The sequence below is a fragment of the Bartonella sp. TT121SHDZB genome (assembly GCF_042193415.1).
Lineage (GTDB): Bacteria > Pseudomonadota > Alphaproteobacteria > Rhizobiales > Rhizobiaceae > Bartonella.
Map to the genome: position 1 here is coordinate 129,379 of NZ_JBHILR010000001.1, position 23,881 is coordinate 153,259.

At 37.1% G+C, this 23,881-nt stretch carries 14 protein-coding genes; 11 read left to right on the forward strand and 3 right to left on the reverse strand.

Features of this window, described 5'->3' with window-relative positions; all coding sequences use genetic code 11:
* The first annotated feature begins 5 nt into the window (after positions 1–5).
* The 5 genes from ACFIKI_RS00570 (at position 6) to rlmN (ending at position 6,264) form a co-directional block, all read left to right on the forward strand.
* On the forward strand, positions 6–578 hold the full coding sequence (locus ACFIKI_RS00570; protein WP_375665123.1) for an LptA/OstA family protein: 573 nt from the start codon (positions 6–8) through the stop codon (positions 576–578).
* A 6-nt stretch (positions 579–584) separates the two neighbouring features.
* Complete coding sequence (lptB, locus tag ACFIKI_RS00575; protein ID WP_375665125.1) at positions 585–1,379, forward strand: LPS export ABC transporter ATP-binding protein; 795 nt, start codon at positions 585–587, stop codon at positions 1,377–1,379.
* Between the two features lie 821 nt (positions 1,380–2,200).
* Positions 2,201–2,665, forward strand: a complete 465-nt coding sequence (gene ptsN / locus ACFIKI_RS00580; protein WP_375665127.1) for a PTS IIA-like nitrogen regulatory protein PtsN — start codon at positions 2,201–2,203, stop codon at positions 2,663–2,665.
* Positions 2,666–4,491: 1,826 nt separating this feature from the next.
* Positions 4,492–4,995, forward strand: a complete 504-nt coding sequence (locus ACFIKI_RS00585) for an invasion associated locus B family protein (RefSeq protein WP_375665129.1) — start codon at positions 4,492–4,494, stop codon at positions 4,993–4,995.
* A gap of 42 nt (positions 4,996–5,037) precedes the next feature.
* Positions 5,038–6,264 (forward strand): 23S rRNA (adenine(2503)-C(2))-methyltransferase RlmN, encoded by a 1,227-nt coding sequence (gene rlmN / locus ACFIKI_RS00590; RefSeq protein ID WP_375665131.1) that lies wholly within the window; start codon positions 5,038–5,040, stop codon positions 6,262–6,264.
* A gap of 786 nt (positions 6,265–7,050) precedes the next feature.
* On the opposite strand, the gene ACFIKI_RS00595 is transcribed toward rlmN, so the two are convergent.
* Complete coding sequence (locus ACFIKI_RS00595; protein ID WP_375645640.1) at positions 7,051–7,692, reverse strand: LysE family translocator; 642 nt, start codon at positions 7,690–7,692, stop codon at positions 7,051–7,053.
* Positions 7,693–7,863: 171 nt separating this feature from the next.
* Between ACFIKI_RS00595 and ACFIKI_RS00600 the strand changes: the two genes are divergently transcribed.
* From ACFIKI_RS00600 to trxA, 6 genes are all read left to right on the forward strand, one after another.
* On the forward strand, positions 7,864–9,099 hold the full coding sequence (locus tag ACFIKI_RS00600; protein ID WP_375622037.1) for an argininosuccinate synthase: 1,236 nt from the start codon (positions 7,864–7,866) through the stop codon (positions 9,097–9,099).
* 373 nt (positions 9,100–9,472) lie between these two features.
* A complete protein-coding gene (locus ACFIKI_RS00605) occupies positions 9,473–11,134 on the forward strand; it encodes a lysine--tRNA ligase (RefSeq protein ID WP_375645641.1) in 1,662 nt (553 codons plus the stop codon).
* A complete protein-coding gene (locus tag ACFIKI_RS00610) occupies positions 11,134–12,708 on the forward strand; it encodes a peptide chain release factor 3 (RefSeq protein ID WP_375622035.1) in 1,575 nt (524 codons plus the stop codon). The genes ACFIKI_RS00605 and ACFIKI_RS00610 overlap by 1 nt, the downstream gene beginning before the upstream one ends.
* A 368-nt stretch (positions 12,709–13,076) precedes the next feature.
* Entirely contained in the window at positions 13,077–16,199 is a 3,123-nt protein-coding gene (gene addB, locus ACFIKI_RS00615; protein ID WP_375665133.1) for a double-strand break repair protein AddB, read from the forward strand.
* Entirely contained in the window at positions 16,196–19,672 is a 3,477-nt protein-coding gene (addA, locus tag ACFIKI_RS00620; RefSeq protein ID WP_375665135.1) for a double-strand break repair helicase AddA, read from the forward strand. The genes addB and addA overlap by 4 nt, the downstream gene beginning before the upstream one ends.
* 174 nt (positions 19,673–19,846) lie before the next feature.
* Positions 19,847–20,170, forward strand: a complete 324-nt coding sequence (trxA, locus tag ACFIKI_RS00625) for a thioredoxin (protein ID WP_375645645.1) — start codon at positions 19,847–19,849, stop codon at positions 20,168–20,170.
* A 709-nt stretch (positions 20,171–20,879) separates the two neighbouring features.
* Here trxA and tsaE read toward each other — a convergent pair.
* Both tsaE and ACFIKI_RS00635 read right to left on the reverse strand, forming a co-directional pair.
* The gene (gene tsaE, locus ACFIKI_RS00630; RefSeq protein WP_375645647.1) at positions 20,880–21,359 is read right to left on the reverse strand and encodes a tRNA (adenosine(37)-N6)-threonylcarbamoyltransferase complex ATPase subunit type 1 TsaE; all 480 of its coding nucleotides are present in this window, start codon (positions 21,357–21,359) and stop codon (positions 20,880–20,882) included.
* A 51-nt stretch (positions 21,360–21,410) separates the two neighbouring features.
* Positions 21,411–23,876 (reverse strand): PAS-domain containing protein, encoded by a 2,466-nt coding sequence (locus ACFIKI_RS00635; protein ID WP_375665138.1) that lies wholly within the window; start codon positions 23,874–23,876, stop codon positions 21,411–21,413.
* Positions 23,877–23,881 lie beyond the last annotated feature (5 nt).

Genomic DNA, 23,881 nt, shown 5'->3' on the forward strand with positions numbered 1-23,881 from the left:
TAGGTATGACGTTGGCTTTTAGCATGGGAATGTTAGAAGGAGGAGCAATTTTAGGATATGCTGAAGTAGCTCATTTTGGAATAAGTCTATCAAACGGCAAAGAACAGGTAGAACTTCATGCAGATTCTTTAGAAATACGCGAAAAAGAAGGGATAGCGCTTTTTAAGGGTGATGTTTCAGTAATGCAAGGTGAACGTCTTTTACGAACGGCAAAATTAGTTGTTTACTACGATAAAGCCTATAAAAAAACTGATAGAAACAAGGAAGATACAAAGACATTATCTGTTGCTTTATTGGGGTCGTCGAGCATAAAAAAAATGGAGGCTTTAGGAAAAGTCTATATAAAAATTGCTACGCAAATTGCTACGGGTGATAAAGGCGTTTTTGATGGAAAGTCAAAAATGATGAGCTTGACAGGGAATCATGTTGTGTTAACTGATGGTGACAATGTGGCAACAGGGTGCAAACTAACGGCAAATATGGAAAGCGGGAAGGCTTTTTTAGAAGGCTGTGAGACGCCTAAGAAAAAAGGTCGTGTTTCTATTATTTTAAAACAAAATCAAAAGAATGGCCATTAAGATTTCATGTTTGGAATCAAAAGAAAAAAACAGATTGATAGGTATGATCTTGCAAGTGAAGCTTCAAAAAAGCGCTTAAAAGGGACCTTGATTGCCAGCCATTTGATTAAAGTTTATCGGGGAAGACGAACTGTTAACGGTGTTTCTTTTAGCATTCGTACGGGAGAAGCCGTTGGTATTTTAGGTCCCAATGGGGCAGGTAAAACAACTTGTTTTTATATGGTTATGGGGCTCATAAAATCTGATGGAGGATCCATTAAAATTAATGGATTTGATATTACACATTTTCCGATGTATCGACGTGCACGTTTAGGTATTGGATATCTTCCACAGGAAGCCTCTATTTTTCGTGGTCTTTCAGTAGAAAATAACATTAAAGCTGTTTTAGAGGTTGTTGAAAAAGATCGCTTTAAACAACGTGAAGAGTTAGATAGCCTTTTACATGAATTTAAAATTGATCATTTACGTAAAATGCCTGCACTTTCGTTATCTGGGGGTGAACGTCGGCGACTTGAAATTGCGCGCGCTTTAGCTTCTCGTCCTAATTTTATGTTACTTGATGAACCATTTGCAGGAATTGATCCTATCGCTATTTTCGATATTCAACAACTTATTCGTCATTTAACGAGGCGTGGCATTGGTGTTTTAATAACGGATCATAATGTGCGCGAGACATTAGGGCTTGTTGACCGCGCTTATATTATTCACACAGGTCAGGTGTTAATTCACGGTTGTCCTAATGATATTATCAACAACGTTGATGTACGCAGGATTTATTTGGGAAATCAGTTTTCTCTTTGATTTTACAGCTTTCACGAGCTTTCATTTAAGTTTAACTAGACATTATTATTGAAAATTTCCTTATTTATGTCAAAACTTCTTTTATGACTATAATCTTGAAATATTTTTATTGAATGGTGCAAAAGGCTTCATCACTATAAGATAGGTTTGTTGTTTTATTGGTTAACTTACTCATGATTGTATCATAGGAAAGATATCACTAGATTAACTTAAAAATGAGTGATAAACGAGGCTGTAAATAAATACATGTGTTATTGAAAGGTAAGAGATATTCATCATATTTTCTTTGTCGAATCAAAGAACATATCGATGATGCTGTTCGGATATTTTGATGGGAGCACCAATTGTATATTGCGGTTATTCAAGAGGGATTGTCGTGTTTTATTGGTTTGTATGGAATATTTCAAAATAGGAGCTCGGCTATAGATATCAAGCTAAATCTATAAATCTTTTAAAATAATCATTTTTGCTCAATATGCTTCTCATTCTATTAAGAGTCCGTTTTTAAAGAGAGAAAAAATTTTATTGGGAATTATACATTAAACTCTTGTGACAAGTTTAATAAATTTATGAATAATGACCTTTTTTAGTGTCTTAAGGAAATTAATTTTGTGAACAGCTTCATTTCTTTCTTTTCTCTGCTGTTAATGAGGAGATAAATATTATTTATTGTTGTGTTAAAAGTGATTATGACATGTACTAATCCATCACCCGTTATAAATTAAAAAATAAAAACACATGCGATGATGCACGAGGAAGAACTTTAAGTATCTGTACTGTTTATAGGTGAGCATTTAAGCGTGTAAAAGGAAAATTAAAGGATGAATTTGAGTGAGTTAATAGCACCGGAAGCAATCATTCCGGCCCTTAAAGCTAATTCGAAAAAACAAGTTCTACAAATTTTAGCCGAAAAAGCGTCTCAGCTAACAGGTCTTAGTGAGCATGTAATTTTTGATGTTGTTTTGCAACGCGAGAAGCTTGGTTCAACGGGGCTAGGTGGTGGTATTGCGATTCCTCATGGGAAATTACCTGATATTAATCGGATTATTGGTATATTTGCACGTCTTGAAAGTCCTGTTGATTTTGAGGCTCTCGATGACGAACCTATAGATCTCGTTTTTCTTCTTTTAGCACCTGAAAATGCTGGTGCAGATCACTTAAAAGCTTTATCACAGATTGCACGTATTTTGCGTCATGCTGATGTTGTGCAAAAATTGCGTAATACGCATAATGCCAATGCGCTTTATACTTTATTGATTCAAACTTCAGAATCAAATGCGGCTTAAAAGGTATTATGAGTATATAAATTGCGAGGTATGCACCGCAGAGCGTAGAAAATAATATAATTTTTATATTAAAGAACAGATAATAAAAGGTTAAGTCATACAGTTTTAAAAAATCGTTTCTAAGCGAACCTTCTTTTTAAAGAGCAAGCGACAGAAACAAAGTACTTGTACTTATATTAAAGCATACAATCATTATGTTCGTGGATTCAGTTATCCTATATACTGTAAAACACTATCATTTGAAGTGTGGTGAGATAAAGACTGTAAGTCTCCTTAATACATTAAATGCTTTTAGAATATATGATAAATATTCTTAAGTAGGACTTGTTTGTAGAGCTTTTTGTTAAGTGAATCACATGAGTGGAAAAGACAAAAGGAGCTCGCTCGACGAGAATTCGAACTGTTTACAGGCCAGATTGGGTTAAGAATCTTCATCCTTTTAGGGGGGATAAAATCAATAGGAAAGTTTATTCATGTATTGAATTTGTTTGTAAATCGAGTTTGAGTGTTTAGGGATAATATTATTAAGGATCAAGCAGAAAGATATATATTGTATTATCTGTATATCAATATATTGATTTATAAAGATAATTAACTATTTTTCATGTTGAATGAGAGACCTGAATATCGTAAAATTTTCTTATTCCAAATCTATTTATGTTGAATTAATCAAAACCATTTGCTTGTACGTTATAAGCGGAATTAGCGTGGTGATAAAACTGTACAAGAAAGAAGTAAAATGTTTCTAATGAACTGTCTCAAGTGCCAAGAGTTGTTGCAACATTGGGGCTGGCAAATAGTGTAATAGTACCAGCTGCTTCTTCATAATTCAAAGAGATCAATTAAAAAATAATTTTGTACGGCAAGAATGAAAATTAATCTTAGGTTGGAAGAAAGAGTTTTTTGTGCGTGGAAAGATTTATTCAAGTGTGCTTTAATTGATTAAAATGTTATTGAAAAAACGATAATGTTAGAATTTCTGTAGAAAAAAGTTTTATATTTTTTTTATAAATTACTTAAAAATAAGATAAGGGAACTTGTCAAAAAATTCTTAAGAAGTTTTTGGTAACAGGACGAAAGGTATTATCTAATACATTTAAAATAATATGTTTAAGCTATTATAAGCGATTAAAATCATTTTAGGAATTAACAATTGGAGATGAAATATATAGGAAGAGTTGATAGGAACGAAAAAAACAAAGTTGCATGTAGTTGTTAAGACAGAATTTAAATTCTTTATGTTTTATGATTAATATATTTATAATAGTTTATTATTTTCTCAAGATATTTTGAAGATTATGAAAAAGCGATATCGAGACGATATTGAATACGAAGTATGAATACACTATAATGAGTGAAAGGTGGGGTATTTTACGATTTTACGAAATAAATGTATTGAATGTGTGAGGTCGAGAAGTGATATTCGCAAGGCTATGAAATTTTTTGGGGAGTACAGGGGGTATTTTCGAAATTTTGCAGCAGATTGCTTATGATATAAAGAGTATAGTTTATTTCTTAACAGAGTGGTGGTATATTTTTATCTTGTTTTGAAGTTCTATTTGCTTAAAGAAATCGTTTTTTATACAAAAACGAAATGAGTAGCGTAAAATTAAAATGTTATTTTTTAATGTGGTTATTGAATAAGAAATTTATATTTTGGTAACAACTAAAAGGTCACAATGAAACGTAGAAATCTATTTTGGTTGGTGTGAAAAATTTCGCTTATTGGAGGAATTAGGACAGTGATACCATGAGTATCGAGTTTTTTTTGAATTTTTCCAATGCAGAGAATCTTGTTAGAGACTAAAGAAGAGAGCTAAATAAAGATGTTTGAAAAAACTGTTATTGCTGCATCTGTAATGGTTCTGGTTACAGCTGGGGCCGTGTATGCGCAAACGCCAAATCGTTTAAATCAATTTGAAGCATGGGGGGCCTATTCTTATAAATCGCCCAAAAATACGATTTGCTATGTGTTATCGGTACCTTTGAAGGCTCTTCCAACGACGGTTAATCATGGTGATAACTTTTTCTTAATTACCAAGCGTTCTCATTCACCTGTTTTGTTTGAACCGCAGTTCATGGCTGGTTATACACTTCAAGAAGGGTCGAGAGTGACAGTGACCATTGGAAATAAGGACTTTGATTTTTTCACGAAGGATTCCTCAGCTTGGTTGGCGTCATCAGAGCTAGAAAAGCAGCTTGTTTCTGCTATGCGTGCTGGAAACAATATGACAGTGCAAGCGATATCAAAAAGAGGAACGCATACCACCTATACTTATTCCTTAAAAGGGGTTACTGCTGCATTAAATGCAGCTCAAAAGTGCCATTAAGGTTTTGATAACTTCTAAAATAGTGATGTGAATTGGAAAGCAATGGCCATTTCTTATGACCTTAGACCAGTTGGTTCATGTTTTGCACGAAAAACAGATAATGTGGTCGTGAAGGAGAGTTCTAAGCTCTCTTTAATTGGTTTGTCGCAAGATGAAATGGCGCAAGCTTTAAAGACAGTTGGTGTACCAGAGCATCAAACGCGTATGCGTGTGCGTCAGCTTTGGCATTGGCTTTATGTGCGTGGTGTTTCAAATTTTGATGAGATGCTGAATATTTCTAAAGCAATGCAAGAAACACTTAAGTGCCATTTTTCCATTGCGCGCCCAGAAATTGTTGGAGAACAAATATCAAAAGACGGTACACGTAAATGGCTTTTACGTTTTCCTGCACGTGGAGCTGGAAGACCTGTTGAAATTGAAACAGTTTATATCCCTGAAGAAGGACGTGGTACTTTATGTCTTTCATCGCAAGTAGGGTGTACGTTAACCTGCTCTTTTTGCCATACGGGAACGCAGATGCTTGTTCGTAATCTGACCGCAGAAGAGATTTTGGCACAACTATTGGTTGCACGTGATTGTTTGGGTGATTTTCCTGATAAGAATATCCCTGATGGGGTAATTGTTCCTGTTGAAGGGCGCAAAATTACCAATATTGTTATGATGGGAATGGGAGAACCTCTTTATAATTTTGAAGCTGTAAAAAAAGCTTTATTAATTGCTTCTGATGGCGATGGGCTTTCTTTATCAAAACGTCGTATTACGCTTTCGACCAGTGGAGTGGTTCCTGGAATTATCCGAACTGGAGAAGAAATTGGTGTTATGTTGGCGATTTCACTCCACGCAGTACACGATACACTAAGGGATATGCTTGTTCCCATTAATAAAAAATATCCGCTTGCTTTACTAATGGATGCTTGCCGTAATTATCCTGGTCTTTCCAATGCAAAACGAATCACATTTGAATATGTTATGCTGAAAGATATCAATGATAGTTTAGATGATGCTAAGCGATTGATTCAGTTATTGAAAGGGATTCCTGCTAAGATTAATTTAATCCCTTTTAATCCGTGGCCAGGGAGTAATTATCAGTGTTCTGATTGGGAGCAAATCGAGCGTTTTGCCGATGTCGTTAATCAAGCGGGCTATGCTTCTCCTATTCGGATACCGCGTGGACGCGATATTTTAGCGGCATGTGGACAGCTTAAATCGGCTTCAGAGCGCTTACGGAAATCTGAACGTTTGCGATTTGAAGATGCCGTTGGTCACTAGTTAACGCTATTTTCAGTGATATAGTGATATAAAGCCTGTGCTTTTTTGTTTGTAATTTAATATCCAAACCTCATGCGATGGGATATGTGAGATAGAGATTAAAATGGATAAGTACTAGACGAACAGTTCCAGCTTTTATATGTTAAATAGGGGGAAAGATATTCTTTACAGTCTGTTTTTGTAATCTCTGAAAAGAGGAGAAAGCCTAATTTAGAGGGAACATAAAGTCTTAAGGATCGTAACTAATTATCATACTCTTTAATTCGGTTTTATGATTTTTAAAAGCATCTACGATAATATTTTTTAAGAGTGGAAATTGTGCATTGCCTCATGCTTTTGTTTATGACGTTTTTTAATGAGATCATGCTTCACAAGCAAAACAGAGGATCTAAAATATAAATACCATTGAGTTGCCCATTGATATGTTTTTTAAGTATCTCTTAGTGCACTCCTCATATCACGATAATGCCTGAGGAATATAACATAAAAGCTTCTGTGAAGATGTATATACTGTCCCATCTTTACGTTTAACAAAGGCGTAAGTTAGTAGCACCATTCTATTTTTCAGCTCCCAATATTGTAACAGTTTTTGGCACTTAAGATGGTTCATAAGAGGTATTTTTATTCTTTTCTTAGATAGTTTTTGTCCATACGAAAATTCCAGCTTTGCTTGTGATTACTAAGGGGAAAGGTGTTGTTTAATTCAACATAAACAGTTCCAGAATGAGAGAATCTTACAATATTTGTGTTTTATTTAAATTAAAAGCGATACATTACACGTATAAATCAATGTTTTGTAACTATAAGGAGATGGAGGGCAAAGCTGGTAAAAATACCAGCGATAAGCCAGTCGAGAATACGAATATAAAGAGGTTTTTTTTTGAGAATTTTGGTAAGTTTATGCGCTGTAAAAACGATTGCAATTGTAATGGGGAAAGAAATAGGAATATAAGAGAGTCCTAAGAAGAGTAACTTTTGTGTTGCCATAGGATCATTCGCATTGATAAATTGTGGTAAGAATGTCGCGTTAAAGAGTATAACTTTAGGATTGAGAAGATTAATTCCAATACCAGCAAGATAGTTACGTTTAGAGCTTTGAGATTTAGAAGATGTTGGTTCAAAGGAAAATGTCGGATTTCTCCGTAACGCTTGAAAGGAAAACCATAAAAGATAAAAGGCGCCAACAATTTTCAGAAGAACAAAAGTATGTGGTGCAGCAAAAATAAGCGCTGATAAGCCAAGTGCTACAGCGGTAACCTGAATGGCAAACCCTGTTGCACTACCCAAGGCGCACATAATTCCAGCTTTTTTGCTTTGTGTAATGGTTCGTCCTACAGAAAGCATCATATCTGGTCCTGGAATAAGTGCTAAAATCAACGATGCTAAAGCAAATTGTACAACAATAGACCACTCCGGTAGAAATGACACGTAAATCTCCTTTTATTTTTAAGCAGTGTTCATTATTTATACTTTGAGGCACCTTTATTTACGCTTTTTGCGTCTTTTTAATGTTGCTTAAAAAGAATTTATTTTTATATTTCTTGCATCGTTTTGATTTTTGGGTAGAAATACAAAAAGTAGCTCATATAGAACGTTAAAATGAAAAAGTGGCAAAATATTAGAAAAGTTGTTTTGGCTTATTCAGGTGGATTGGATACGTCAATTATTCTCAAATGGTTACAAAGTGCGCTAGGTGTTGAAGTTGTAACTTTTACAGCAGATTTGGGGCAGGGGGAAGAGCTAGAACTTGCTCGTCGTAAAGCTGAAATGCTAGGTGTTAAAGAAATCTACATTGAAGATTTGCGCGAAGAATTTGTGCGTGATTTTGTGTTTCCGATGTTTCGAGCCAATACCGTTTATGAAGGGACTTATCTTTTAGGAACATCAATTGCACGTCCACTTATTTCAAAACGTCTTATTGAAATTGCTAAGGAAACAGGGGCAGATGCAATTGCTCATGGAGCAACGGGCAAAGGCAATGATCAGGTACGCTTTGAGCTTTCCGCTTATGCGCTTAATCCTGATATAAAGATTATTGCTCCATGGCGTGATTGGGATTTTAAGAGTCGGACAGATCTGTTTGAATTTGCGCGTATGCATCAAATTCCTATAGAAAAGGATAAGCAAGGCGAAGCACCTTTTTCAGTGGATGCAAATTTATTACATTCTTCATCAGAAGGAAAGATTTTAGAAGATCCGGCATTTCCTGCTCCTGAATATGTCCATATGCGTACTCTTTCGCCGGAAGATGCTCCAGATCAAGCGACCATCATCACTCTTGGCTTTAAAAAAGGCGATGCTGTCTCAATCAATGGAAAAAATTTATCTCCTGCAACTTTACTTGCAGAATTGAATCATTATGGGCGGGATAATGGTATTGGTCGGTTGGATTTGGTAGAAAATCGTTTTGTAGGTATGAAATCGCGGGGTATTTATGAAACACCAGGGGGGACCATTCTTTTGACGGCTCACAGAGCTATAGAATCTTTAACGCTAGATCGGGGTGCCGCTCATTTGAAAGATGAATTGATGCCGCGTTATGCAGAACTCATTTATTATGGCTTTTGGTTTTCTCCCGAACGTAAGATGTTACAGGCAGCGATTGATTTATCTCAAGAGCATGTTGAAGGTGAAGTCACGTTAAAGCTCTATAAGGGGAACGTGATTGTTGAAGGGCGCCAAAGTAAAAAATCACTTTATTCGAGTGAATTGGTAACTTTTGAGGATGATCAAGGTGTTTATGATCAAAGAGATGCAACTGGTTTTATTAAATTAAATGCCCTACGTTTACGTACATTAGCAAAGCGTCATCAAGGTGATAAAGAAAAGAAATAAAAAATACTTTGATAAGTATCATGTGGGGCAATGCTTTTGTATGAAATGCCTAGTTTAAGCATTTTTTCTGTTGGTTTTTACAGTTCTTTCGTTCAATACTAGAAGCTTATCTTTTGCGCTAATAAATATAATAAGCAAAACCCATGATAATCATAGCAATGAAGGCTTCGATAATCAAAACAAGTCAATTTTGCTTTATAATATTGAATGTTTTTGATTTTTATCAGAACAAAATATGTTTATAACGAAGGCGGTTTTTGTATTGTGACTTAAGAGTATAAAGAAATTTTCATCTTTTTGCTTGCTATTATTGACGAATAAATTCAAGAACCATACACCCTACTTTGAAAGATTATAATTTTTAGGATAAATAATGATGCGTAATCAGTGTGATGCCCTTAGCCTTACGCCTGAATTAAAGGATGCGGCTGCTCAATCGAGAACTTGGCCATTTGAAGAAGCACGTAAGATTATCAAACGGTATGAAAAGACGGGTTATCCAGACAGTGTAATATTTGAGACCGGTTATGGACCTTCTGGTTTACCGCATATTGGAACTTTTGGAGAAGTTGCACGTACGACCATGGTGCGTCATGCATTTCATATTCTCACGGAGAATAAAATAAAAACAAAATTGCTTTGTTTTTCTGATGATATGGATGGTTTGCGCAAGGTTCCTGAAAATGTACCAGATCGCAAAAAGATGGAACATTATCTTGGTCAACCTTTGAGCCGTGTACCTGATCCTTTTGGAGATGATTATCCTTCTTTTGGGGCGGCAAATAATGCACGTTTACGGGCTTTTCTTGATCGTTTTGGTTTTGATTATGAATTTGCAAGTGCTACGGATTATTACAGTTCCGGTCGTTTTGATGAAACACTTTTAAAAATCCTTGCTTGTTATGACAAGGTGATGGCAATTATTTTACCAACATTGGGTGAAGAGCGACAGGCGACCTATTCTCTCTTTTTACCGATTTCCCCTTTTTCTGGAAAAGTATTACAGGTGCCGATGATTGCGCGGAATGTTGAAAAAGGGACAGTCACTTATATTGAACCTGAAACAGGAGAAACTATAGAAACAGAGGTTACGGGGGGAAAAGTTAAGTGTCAGTGGAAGGTTGATTGGGCAATGCGCTGGACAGCGCTTGGCATTGATTATGAAATGGCAGGAAAAGATCTTATCGATTCCACAAATCTTTCTTCTAAAATTTGTAAAGTACTAGGTGGAAAGCCTCCAGAAGGATTTAATTATGAGCTCTTTTTAGATGAGAAAGGGCAGAAAATTTCCAAATCCAAGGGAAATGGCTTAACCATTGATGAATGGCTTACTTATGCCCCAACAGAGAGTTTAGGGCTTTATATGTTTTCAAAACCCAAAACAGCAAAAAGGCTTTATTTTGATGTTATTCCTAAAGCTGTGGATGAATATTATGCGCATCTTTCTGCTTATGGTCGTCAAAGTTGGCAAGAACGGCTTAGTAATCCTGTATGGCATATTCATAATGGTTGTCCACCGCAGGTTGATTTGCCTGTATCCTTTGCGATGCTTTTGAATTTGGTAAGTGCTTCAAATGCGGAGAATGCAGAAGTTCTTTGGGGTTTTATTTCTCGTTACGCTAAAGGAGCAAATGCACAAACGTATCCAGAACTTGATCAATTGGTGAAGTTTGCCATTAAGTATTTTGATGTTTTTGTTAAACCAAACAAAAAATTTCGTATACCAGATGACAGCGAACGAGCAACATTAGCACAAATTGATGAAAAATTAGCTCATTTACCTGAAACTGTTGATGGCAACATATTACAAAATATGCTTCTTGATGTTGCACGGTTAACGGAACGCTATCAAGATCATAGCAAAAAAAGCCCTGAAGGTGGGCCTGGTGTTTCCAATGTTTTTTTTCAAATGTTGTATGAAGTCCTTCTTGGACAAGAGCGAGGTCCACGATGGGGATCATTTATAGCGCTTTATGGGATTAATGAAATGCGTGCACTGATTGCTGAAACACTTGCACGACCTATGGAGGAATAATGGAACGAAGAGTGCAGGAAGTAAAGCGACGCCGTACATTTGCAATTATTGCTCACCCAGATGCTGGGAAAACAACATTGACGGAAAAGCTTTTATTGTTTGGTGGTGCTATTCAACTTGCAGGAGAAGTAAAAGCCAAAAAAGATCGTATTCAAACCCGTTCTGACTGGATGAATATTGAGCGTGATCGTGGTATTTCTGTTGTGACTTCTGTGATGACGTTTGAATATGAAAATCATATTTTTAATCTCCTAGATACCCCAGGCCATGAAGATTTTGCAGACGATACTTATCGCACGCTTACAGCTGTTGATAGTGCTATCATGGTATTGGATGGGGCCCGCGGGATTGAGCCTAGAACACTAAAACTGTTTGAAGTGTGTCGGATGCGGGATATTCCTATTGTTACTTTTATCAATAAAATGGATCGTGAGGCACGTGATCCTATAGAGCTTTTAGATGAAATTGAAGAAAAGCTTGCTCTTGATACCGCCCCCATAACATGGCCCATTGGGTCGGGTAAAGATTTTGTCGGGACCTATGACCTTCATCATAATCGGTTTCGTCAAAAAGATGATGAGATAACACAGAAAATAGTTTCAAATCCCAGAGAGGTTGTCCATTTACTCCCTGAATATCAACGTTCCACTTTTATTGAAGGGGTAGAACTTGCTCAAAGTGTTTGCAAGAATTTTGATCTTCAAGCTTTCCGTGAAGGTCATATGACACCGGTTTATTTTGGTTCAGCTTTACGAAATTTTGGTGTTCGTGATTTGATCAATGCGCTTATAGATTTTGGTCAAAGTCCTCGTGATCAAAGTGCAGATCAGCGCAATGTCATAGCAACTGAACCTAAAATGACAGGATTTGTTTTTAAAATTCAAGCGAATATGGATCCTAATCATCGTGATCGTATTGCATTTTTTCGGGTATGTTCGGGAACACTTGAACGTGGTATGAAAACAAAGTTGGTCCGAACAGGAAAACCGATGACACTTTCGGCTCCACAATTTTTCTTTGCGCGTTCGCGCCAAATTGCTGATCAAGCCTATGCTGGTGATATCGTAGGGATTCCTAATCATGGAACATTGCGTATTGGCGATACTTTGACTGAAGGAGAAGATATCCTCTTTAAGGGGGTACCCAATTTTGCACCAGAGATTTTGCGTCGTGTTTGTTTGGGCGATCCAATGAAAGCAAAAAAGCTCAAAGAAGCTTTGCAACAAATGGCTGAAGAAGGGGTTGTGCAATTGTTTATTCCTGATGATGGGTCGCCTTCTCTCATTGGTGTTATTGGTGCTTTGCAAATTGATGTTTTAAAAGAGCGATTAAAAATAGAATATTCTTTGCCAGTGAATTTTGAGTCTGCACGCTTTAATTTATGCCGTTGGATTTCAGCGCAGAGCAAAGATGAGTTGCAAAAGTTTCTCAGCAATCACCGCTCTGCTATTGCGTATGATTTAGAAGGTGATCCAGTTTTTTTAGCGGAGAACCATTTTTCATTAAATTATGAAGCAGAAAGAGCTCCTAAGATAAAATTTTCTACTTTTAAAGATTATCAAGTAAGCTTTTAATGTAAAGAAGAATTTTTTATGTAACAATTTGGTTGATAATGATTTTTCATATTGAGTTAGGGATCTGAATATTGTTATTTTTTCTGAAAACAAAAGGAGTCTGTAAAGAACACTTTCAGATTGCACTGTATAAAGAATACGGTAAATTTATTTATAATATATTTGTAATTGTAACGTCTTTTAAAATTTTGATATATTTTTTCACAATAGCTTAAGACAAGGTCATATATTTCAGTATTTTGAATGTCAGCTAAAAATCTCCTGTATAAATAGAGCTTTTCAGTTTTTTCTTGTATGAAAATTGTATACAGTCAAAATAATACAAATAATCAATAAGCTAAAATTTGTTATTCCCAATATGAGATCATATGACGTATAAACCACGTGTTTTTTCTATATCTTCTGGAATGGCTTTTTTGCCTCACTTTGTTGAGGCACTGCTCTCCGGTACCCTTATTGATAATTTCGCTCCCAATGGAGATATTCAAACTGCTCTTGCCGATAGCCTTATTTATGTTCCGACACGTCGCGCTGCTCGCGCTTTACGTTTAGCCTTTGTTGAAAGAAGCGATACACAATCAACTTTCTTACCAACCATTCGTGCTCTAGGAGATGTCGATGAAGACAGTTTCCTTTTTGTTGAAAATCATACCAGCACTCTGAATCCACCTATTGGAAAAAGTGAACGCTTACTGCTTTTAGCGCGCCTTATTCGCCCATGGCGTGAAAATTTACCTGCGCATCTGCGTGCCATGTTTGGTACAGAAGATGTGCTTATTCCGGCTCATAGTGCTGATGCAATTTGGCTTGCTCAAGATTTAGCACATTTGATGGATGAAATTGAAACAGAAGGAGCAGATTGGTCGAAGCTTAAAGATATTGCACCTGACATGGTTGCTGAATGGTGGCAAATAACGCTCGACTTTCTGACTATTGTTACGCAAAATTGGCCACAAATCTTGACCGAAAGGCAACGAAGCAATCCCGCTGAATGGCGTAATCAAGTACTCACAATGCATGCAGAGACTTTGCGATGCATGCAGCCTGATAAACCTATCATTGCTGCTGGTGTGTCAGGTTCTATGCCCGCAGTTTCTCATCTTTTAAAGGTTATAGCTTCTCTGCCCAAAGGGGCTGTTGTTCTTCCTGGTCTTGATCTTCATATGGATGAAGAACAATGGAATGCATTAAGCACAAGCAATAAAGAAAAAACAGCTTGCGATTTTTTTGATCCTGCAGAAAATGTTTTTAGCCATCCTCAATATCATTTAAAAAAACTTCTTTCTCTCATGGAGAGTCAACGTCATCATGTTTGCGAAATTGGCCAACAGAGTAGCACAAAGAAAAGACGAATGGCTCTTTTATCAGAAGCACTCCGACCAGCTTCTACAACAGATAAATGGGTACAAATTGTCCGTGATGATTATGAGACTCTTTGTGCAGACTGGTCATTTATTGAAGCTATAAACGAACGTGAAGAAGCTCTTGCTATTGCTGTTGCTTTACGCAAAGCTATTGAAGAACCCAAAAAAACTGCAGCCCTTATTACAAATGACCGTAATTTAGCACGCCGTGTTTCTGCGGAATTACAACGATTTGGAATTGAAGCAAATGATTCAGGTGGTATACCACTTGCACAAACATTGCCTGTAACGCTTTTGCGGCTTATCTTAGAAAATGTATTGCAACCTGATGATCCTATTGCTTTTCTTTCTCTTCTTAAACATCCCCTTACAACACTTCAACAAAACCGTCATCGTTTACGAGAAATGGCAGAAAATTTTGAACTTTTTGTTCTTCGAGGGAATACAGGGCGTATTAATCTTTGCGAATGTGATCAATTTCTTGAAAAATGGATTGAAACATCTTTTCATAATAGTTCTGAAAATAACATCCTTGATCAGCAGAAATGTGAAGAAGCACGTCTCTTTTGTCATCTTTTAAAAAAAGCTGTTGAGCCTTTAACGTCTCTTATGAAACAAGAGAAAGAATGCACCATCAATGAGGCTGCAATAGCAACTGTTGAGGTTTTTGAAAATTTTGGTCGCAATGAGGATAATTCTCTTGCACATCTTTATCAACATGAAGCAGGACAAGCCTTATCAAATTTTTTGCGTGAATTGGTCAGTGATCAATCGGGATTAACATTTCATCTTTGTGAATGGCCCGCTATGTTTTCTGCCATAATAGCAACCCGTTCCGTCGCACCTTCGCCTGGAGGACATCCACGTTTATTCATCTGGGGTACTTTGGAATCGCGTTTGCAAACGGTTGATACAGTGGTCATTGGTGGTCTTAATGAAGGATCATGGCCGATATCAACCCGAAATGATGCTTTTTTATCGCGACCGATGAAAATGATGTTAACTCTGGAACCACCAGAACAGCGTATTGGTCTTTCCGCGCATGATTTTCAATGGGCGATGGGAATGGATAAAGTGGTGATGAGCCGAGCACTACGAGTTGATCATGTTCCTTCTCTCCCTTCACGCTGGCTACAACGCTTAGAAACTGTCGTAGGACAACAAGTTTGGAAACAAATCTGTGCACGAGGTGAAAAGATACGCCATTGGGCAAAGATGCTTGACAATACGGACATGTCTGCTTGTGCAACACGCCCTTGCCCTGTGCCACCCATTGCAGTGCGTCCACGTCATTTTTCCATCACCGAAATAACAACGTTACGCCATGACCCTTATGCCATTTATGCTAAAAAAATCTTAAGGCTCAAACCACTTAAAGCCCTTATTCATGACCCTGGTGCTTCTGAACGCGGAACACTTTATCACGCTATTCTTGCAGATTTTTGCACACAAATAAAAAATCTAAATGCTGCAAATGCATTAGATGTGTTGCTCGCTATTGGACGTAAAGAATTTGATAAGTTTAATTTGCCTGCTGATGTTGAAACAATCTGGTGGAATACATTTGAAAATCTTGCTCCCTTTATTCTGCAATGGGAACAAAGTCTAGAACCCCGAATACGACATTCGGAAGTGGAATCGCAAAAAATACCCATAGGTACAACAGGTGTAACTCTTTCAGGACGTGCTGATCGTATTGATATATTGCCAAACAAAACGGTTGAAATACTTGATTTTAAAACGAGTACACCCCCTTCATCAAAACAGGTTCGCGAATTATTATTTCCACAATTAGCATTGGAAACCGCTCTATTAATGAGAGGAGCTTTTACAGATTTTCAAAATCTGTCCCCCTCAAAACTATTTTATATTCCTCTTAATGGAAAAGGTAAGATTACTCCTCAATTAATTTTTTCAGAAAAAGCGGAAAAAGATCACCAAAATGTTATTAATCTTGGTGAAAGGGCGTGGGAACATCTTATCGCGTTAATGGAGTATTATCAAAATCCACAACAAGGCTATCTTTCACACGCAGTCCCTATGTTAAAACAATATGAAAGTGACTATGATCATCTGGCACGCTTATGGGAATGGTCAAATGGATTTCATAAAGGAGATCAATCATGACTCTTTTTTCTATTCCTGAAGCAGCCCTTGATGCACAAGCAACAGCAACACATCCAAAAACACATGTATGGGTTTCTGCAAATGCAGGATCTGGAAAAACCCATGTTCTAACCGAACGCGTTATTCGTTTGCTTTTAAACGGTACTTCTCCAGCACGTATTTTATGCCTTACTTACACGAGAGCCGCCGCCGCTGTTATGCAATCGCGGATTTTTTGCACACTCTCCAGCTGGAATGAACTCGATGATGCACAGCTTAAAGAAATCTTATCGAAGTTTGAAAACAAACCTATCAGTGCAACAAAAATAACCTATGCGCGCCAACTCTTTGCTCGTGCTTTAGAAACACCTGGTGGTTTGAAAATACAGACTATTCACGCATTTTGCGAATCTCTCTTGCATCAATTTATGCTAGAAGCCAATATTGCTGGACATTTCGAACTCATAGATGATATCAACCGCAAGAAATTACTACAAGAAGCCCGCTGCCAACTTTTAAAGCATCATGATATACAACCTGCTCTAAAACAGCTGCTTAAGGTTATCAGTGAACATACTTTTAACCAATTGCTGTATGAAGCAGCTGAAAAGCAACATAAACTGTCTGATTTTTTGTCTTCTCTTCTGTCTGAAAATGGAGAAGAAAAATTGCGGGCGCTGTTTAATTTAGCACCTGATGATACAAATCAGCAATTACTAGAAAAAATTCAACAGACTGCTCGTCTTCCTCTTTATGCTCTTAACCATTGTGAAACCCATGGGAATAAAAACACTAAGAGTATCATTGAAAAACTTCCCCAATTAGAAACCGCTTGTGATGAAGAAACTATCATTGATATTGTTTCTGATATTTATTTTACAACAAAAGGTGAGCCACGTAGTTTTTCACATTTATCTCGTAAAAAATCAGATGAAATTTGGCCTTTTATTCAACAAATGCTTGAAGATAAACAGAACAAGCTTTCTGTTCTTTTAGAAAAATATCACTGTGCAAAAGTTGCCACCCTCAATATGGCTGCTTTTCAGCTTTGTGCCCTTTATCTCAAAATTTATGCAAATTTAAAAAAAGCCAATGGTTTTTTAAACTTTGATGATCTCATTGAGCGCACACTCCATTTGTTGCAACGTGAAGGTGCAAGCCAATGGGTGCACTATAAACTTGATAAGGGTCTTGATCATATTTTGCTTGATGAAGCACAAGATACGAACCCTGATCAATGGAAAATTATTCAACTTTTAGCGCAAGAATTTTTTACAGGTCATAGTCAACGTGACAATATACGTACTCTTTTCGCTGTTGGAGATGAAAAACAGTCTATTTATTCCTTTCAGGGCGCTGCACCAGAAAATTTTGCTGCAAATGGCAAAATTATTCAAAAAAAAGCACAACAAGCAAAGCAGAAATTTGAAAAAATACAATTGAATTACTCTTTTCGCTCCACAGCCGATGTTCTTAAAAGTGTGGATCTTGTCTTTGAAACACCAGAGAATTATAAAGGGCTTTCAGCAGAAAATACAAAAACCATACACGAAGCTATCCGTACTCACAGTCCAGGTGAAGTTATTTTATGGGATGCCATTTCTAAAGAAAAAGACGAATTTCCTGATGATTGGCATGTAACTGTTGATCATTTAGATATACCAGCAGTACGTTTGGCAGAAAAAGTTGCTGAAACGATTGCAGGCTGGTTACACAAAGGAGAAATGCTTCCAGCAAAAGGGCGGTTATTGCGTGCTAGTGATATTATGGTTTTGGTTCGTAAGCGTGATCAATTTGCCCTAGCGCTTTCTCGTGCCCTTAAACAACGCAATATACCCGTCGCTGGTGCAGACCGTTTACAGCTTATAAAACATATGAGTGTGCGTGATTTAATGGCACTCGGACGTTTTGTTTTGCAACCACAAGACGATTTGTCTCTTGCTTGTGTTTTAAAAAGTCCACTCTTTGCGCTTAGTGAAGAGGAGCTTTATCAACTTGCCGCTCACCGTACAGGCTCCCTTTGGAAAAGCCTTTGTGAACAGGCATCGTCGCATATTCCTTTTAAAGATACTTTTGAAAGCTTGAGTCAATATCGTACTTTAGTGGATAAAATACCAGTCTTCGAATTCTATAGTCATATCTTAAATGATGATAAGGGACGACAAAAAATTTTAGCGCGCTTAGGCTCGGAAGCCAATGATGTGCTTGATGCTTTTATGGACTACACACTCGCGATTCAAAAAACGGGGTTACCAGGATTACAAGCTTTTTTGGAAACATTAAGTGTCAGTGAACCAGAAATTAAACGTGAGTTTGACCAAAATCATGAAGAAATTCGCATCATGACTGTTCACGCCGCAAAAGGACTGGAGGCTGCTGTTGTATTTTTAGTTGATCCCGGTAGTGCGATTTGGCATCCTCAGCATTCACCTCACTTGCTTGAAGTTCCCTTGAACAATGCATATTTGAGTGACCAACAAGCTTTTATTTGGCGCCCTAATGCAGAATTCGATACAATGCCCTCTAAACAAGCAATTTTGCGTTTAAAAGAGCGTGCTGAAGAGGAGTATAGGCGCCTTCTTTATGTAGGAATGACACGCGCTGAAGATCGCTTGTTTGTTTGCGGGTATACAAATCAGAAAACGCCATCTCATACATGGTTACAACTGGTAAAGAGAGCTCTCGAACCGCATGCGGTAGCTATAAAAGGTCCTGCGGAAGATATTGCAGCTTGGCGTTATTGCATTACACCGCCTTCTTCTACTTCTATAAACCAAAAAATTTCTTCCGTTGAGTGCCAAACACTTCCACCTCTACCAGACTTTTTCTCCCATAAAGTCCCAGCAGAACCGGTGCTCCCAAAACCGTTAAAACCGTCAGTGGCGAGCCTTTCCATTGAAGCTGATACAGAGCTATTCTCAAATCCAAAACAGTTTACTACTTCACCTGTTTTAGGAGCCATGAACACAAACAGAGCTTTTTCCATTGAATATGGTAATTTCGTTCATCGATTGTTACAATATTTACCCGATTGTCCCCCACAAAAACGTCGAGATTATGCTCGAAACTATCTCAATATCAAAGCCTCTCATTGGCATGAGAGCCAAAGAGAAGATGCTCTTTGCCATATTTGGAAAATATTAGATCATGTTTATCTCAAACCCCTTTTTTCTGAGCATTCACGTGCTGAGGTTTCCTTAATGGGTATTGTAAAAATTCGTGGAAAAGAACAAGCAATCTCTGGTCAAATTGACCGTCTCTACATCACGCAAAACAGCATTATCTTTGCCGATTTTAAAACCGGAACTCCACCAGAAAATGAAGCTGCTATTGCTTCCCATCATTGGTTGCAAATGGCTCTTTACCGAAAATTGTTGCAAGCCATTCATCCCGATAAAGATGTCCAAGCTCTGCTTATCTACAGTAAAGAAGCTAAAATTTTTAAACTTCTTCCAGAAAAACTTGAGGCATTTCTTGGTGAAATTGCTTTATAAGTTGCTTTTTCTCTTCAAAGCGTCTTTAGGCTTTTTTACTTTCATAAAATTACTCAAACAAACACCCTATACAATCTTTGGTGTAGAAAAGTCTCTTAATAATTTATCTTTGCAATAACTTGATATGAATTGTTATCATACCAATGTATAGAAATGAATATAAAGGATAACTCAATGACATGTATAAAAGTTGATAAGGACAACTTCGAAAGTGAAGTTCTAACTTCTTCCACCCCTGTTGTGGTTGATTTTTGGGCAGAATGGTGTGGTCCTTGCAAAATGATTGCACCGATTTTGGATGAAATTTCAATAGAAATGCAAAATCAAGTTAAAATTGCCAAAGTGAATATTGATGAAAATCCGGAACTTGCTACCCAATATGGAGTGCGCTCTATCCCTACATTATTAATGTTTAAAAATGGAAATGTTTCATCGAATATGATTGGCGCTGCCCCTAAAGGACGTCTTTCTGAGTGGATAAAAAATGGACTTAGTTGATGCCATACTCAGTAACGATAAAGGAGAGAAATTTTAGTCTCTCCTTTTGATTTTTTTAAACATTCTATAATAGCAATTCAATTAAATCAAAAATTTAAATGATTTTAAGAATCCACACTGTTATGCATGATTTAATTGACCATTTTTATAAAAAATTGCTTTGTATGAAGAATATAGGCAATTCTTTCCTTATATGCGCGTCAAAAATATTGGGTGAATGATAATTTCATAAAGGTCTTTCTTCTTGGATAAGGCTATCAAGATAGGGGGCCAACACATAAAAAAGCAAATACCACTCTAGCAATAAGAAAATTTTAAGCAAAAACTTTGCAAATTACTTTTCTGAAGCTCACAATTTTTAAGCAGAAAGAAACAAGCAATTCACTACAGGTTATAGAATGTTCTTCTAAAGGGTTACCACTTCAATTTAAAATTCTCTTATACTATTCTCTAGAATCAAAAAAATTTTTTCGAAGCCTTAAACAAAAATATGAAAGGCAAAAAACATTCTCTAAAATAAATTGATGAATTTCTATAAATTAACGGATGTCGTTTGCAATTTATGTCATTGTTATATGAAAGAGTCAGAGTTTCATCTTCATGGTTGCAGCATCTATAAGGGACTTCTTTATGTTGTTCATTATCTCAAATTTCATAGGTATATCCTGAGATATTACCAACTAAAAAATGATGATGCTCATGATTATATCTATGTTTTTTTAAATGTATGGATTGCAAAAGACTGTTGCAAACGTTCAATGGAATGTTGTGCTGATCTAACTGTTACATGGCGCCCATGAATTTCATATTGTAAGGTAAGTGCAAAAGTGGAAAGCTCTAAAAGAGCGGCACTTCTTTCTGGCCATTCGACAAGTAAAATGTTTTTCTCGTGTGCTTCATAAAGCCCTAATTCATCAATTTCTTCTTCCATAGAAAGGCGATAAAGATCAGCATGAATAATTTCAAACTGTGGAAGTTGATAGCTTTGCATAAGAGTAAAAGTAGGGCTTGGAACATCCATAGTGTTATCGTTTGCAAGTGTTTGGATGATTGTGCGTGCAATGGTTGATTTTCCAGTTCCAAGATCTCCTTGCAGCGTTACAAGATCTCCCGGCTTTAAAGAAAGAGCTAAATTTTGTGCAAAAAGCTTTGTGGCCTCTTCATTTTCAAGAAAAAAACTAAAATTCATTAAGAGTTCCATGAGATGGATGAAAAATTTTTATTATAATAAAGGCTAAAATTAAAAAATCTTATCTCCTTTGGGAAGTGGGAAAAAACATTTAACGGTTGTTCCTTTTCCAGAACCGGTCAGAATTTCAACATGTCCACCGTGCAGTTCAACGAAACTTTTCACAAGGGAAAGGCCAAGACCTGCTCCCGCACGCCCACCATGGTGTGAATGAGAAGAAAAACGTTTAAAAATACGATCAAGAATGTCTTCAGGAATGTCAGAGCCCTCATTGTGAACGCTAAAGACAATGTTATCATCTTCTTCATCGACGCAAAATTCAATAGTACTCGCTTCTGTTGCGAAATTAATAGCATTACTCAGGACATTCACAAAAATTTGATGCAAGCGTTTTTCATCAGCAGAAATAGAGTTTAAGGAAGGGGAAATTTGTTGTAAAAGTGTAATATGACGCCCATTAAGGCGATCTTCCACACGTGCTACTGCTTGTATCATAGCATCGGCAATATTAACCGATTTTATGTCCAACTCCATAATTCCTGCATCAAGGGTGGCAAGATCAAGAATATCGTTAACAATATTTAAAAGAGTTCCTGATTCTGAATGAATGTGCCCGAGATATTCTTGTTGACGTTCATTGATAGAACCGAAAATTTGATCACGTAAAATATCAGAAAATCCAATAATATTGGTGAGAGGTGTACGCAATTCATAGGAAACGTGTTGGACAAATTCATTACGCAAACGATCAGCACTTTCTAATGCTTCGTTTTTTTCTTGAAGAGCACGTGCAACATGAACAGTGTCTGTAACATTCACAAAAGTAAGCATCGTTTGCCCATCGGGAAGAGGGACCAGAGTATAGTCAATAATCGTATCATTTTTGAGATCTATACGACCCGAATATGTTTCACGTTTTTCAGCAAAACCGGTAATGAATTTTGTAAACTCATCCCATTCTTGCCCCGATGTTAAGGTTGAACAATGGCTTTGGAACTGTGTAATATGGGTTCCTTCTACCAGTAAATTGTAAGGAAGCGACCACAATTTCGACAAGGCAGGATTCGATAAACGAAGGCGTCCATCAGTACCAAAAACAACCACGCCTTCGGAAAGTTTATCAAGTGTTTCACCTTGTATTTTTATGAGTGTGTTATAACGGCGTTCAAGATCAATTTTTTCAGTAAGATTTTCGTAAAGCCAAGTGACGCCTCCTTGTGGATGAGGGTTAGAGACAACACGCACCGTACGCCCATCTGGAAGATTCCAAATTTGTTGGTTTGATTCTGTTTGCCGATAGGCTTTAAAGAGTTCTTCTTTCCACGCGCGCCAATCGGGGTGTTCAGCAATGAGCCCCTTTTCACGTAAATGTTCAAGAAACAAAGTATGGCTTGGTTCACTTTCTAAAAAGGAACTCTCCAACGGCCATAAAATTTTAAAAGCATGATTGCAAAATTTTAATTTTTGGTTTGTATCAAAAATGGCTACAGCTGTTGAGATTTGGTCAAGTGTTTCACAATGGCTTTTAAGAATATATTTTAATTCATGAGCAAGATTTTCATATGCGCTGTCATCACGTGCAAAAGCTGCCATCCCCTCGGCCGTTGTAATCCGTGTGAGATGAAAACGGTGCCGTTCTCCATTAATAACTGTATGAACATGTTCTTGAAAAATTGTTTCTGTTTTACCTGTTTTGCATTGTGTGTTTTCATTGAAGAGATCCCCCACTTCATCATTGTCTTCACGAAAATCTGTCATCTCTCTAAAGGCGCGATTGATAAAACAAACTTTTCCTTCACAATCTTTTATCCATACGGGTTCTTGAATAAGATCAAGAAGATTGCGCTGCATTCTCAGTTCAGTAAGAAGGCGGGCGATATCTTTCTGTAAACGAGCGTTTTCACTTTGTTGTTTTGAAATATTTTGAAAACGAGCAATGGCGACCGTTCCTGCAATAACCCCTGTAACTTGTAGCAGCACATTATTTGTGGTGGTGATAGAAAGTTCAAAAGGGTGACATTGACAACGGAGTTGAGTCAATGCATAGTCAAGTTCTCGCAGAGAATTTTCTTCAACCCAAAGTTCAAAACGCTGAAAATCTTGCTGATCAATTCCTATTTTTTGCAATGCGGAAAGGGTACCAACTACACGGGGTAAGGTCGTTGGATTTTCCCAAATGAGAAGGAATTGTTCGGTTTCTTCCAAAAGCCATTCATAATATTTAAGTTTTTCAGAAAAATCTGCTTGAATTATCTTCAGAGGTTTCTGTGCTGCTTTTTTTGCACGCACGGTAACAGCCATACACGAGAGAAGTGAAGCACAAGAAATCCCCCCACATAGTGCTAAAAGCAGCCATGGACCATTGGGCAAAGTGAAAGAAAATGGTAAATAACTTTCCAATGACTGAGCAACAGCGCATGTTGGAGAAAAAAAGAAAAAAAGGCAAAATATATACGTATAGATTCGGATCACTTTTTGAGCTTTTTCTTTGGGGTTATAGTCACCAAAGCTGAGCACGGCAT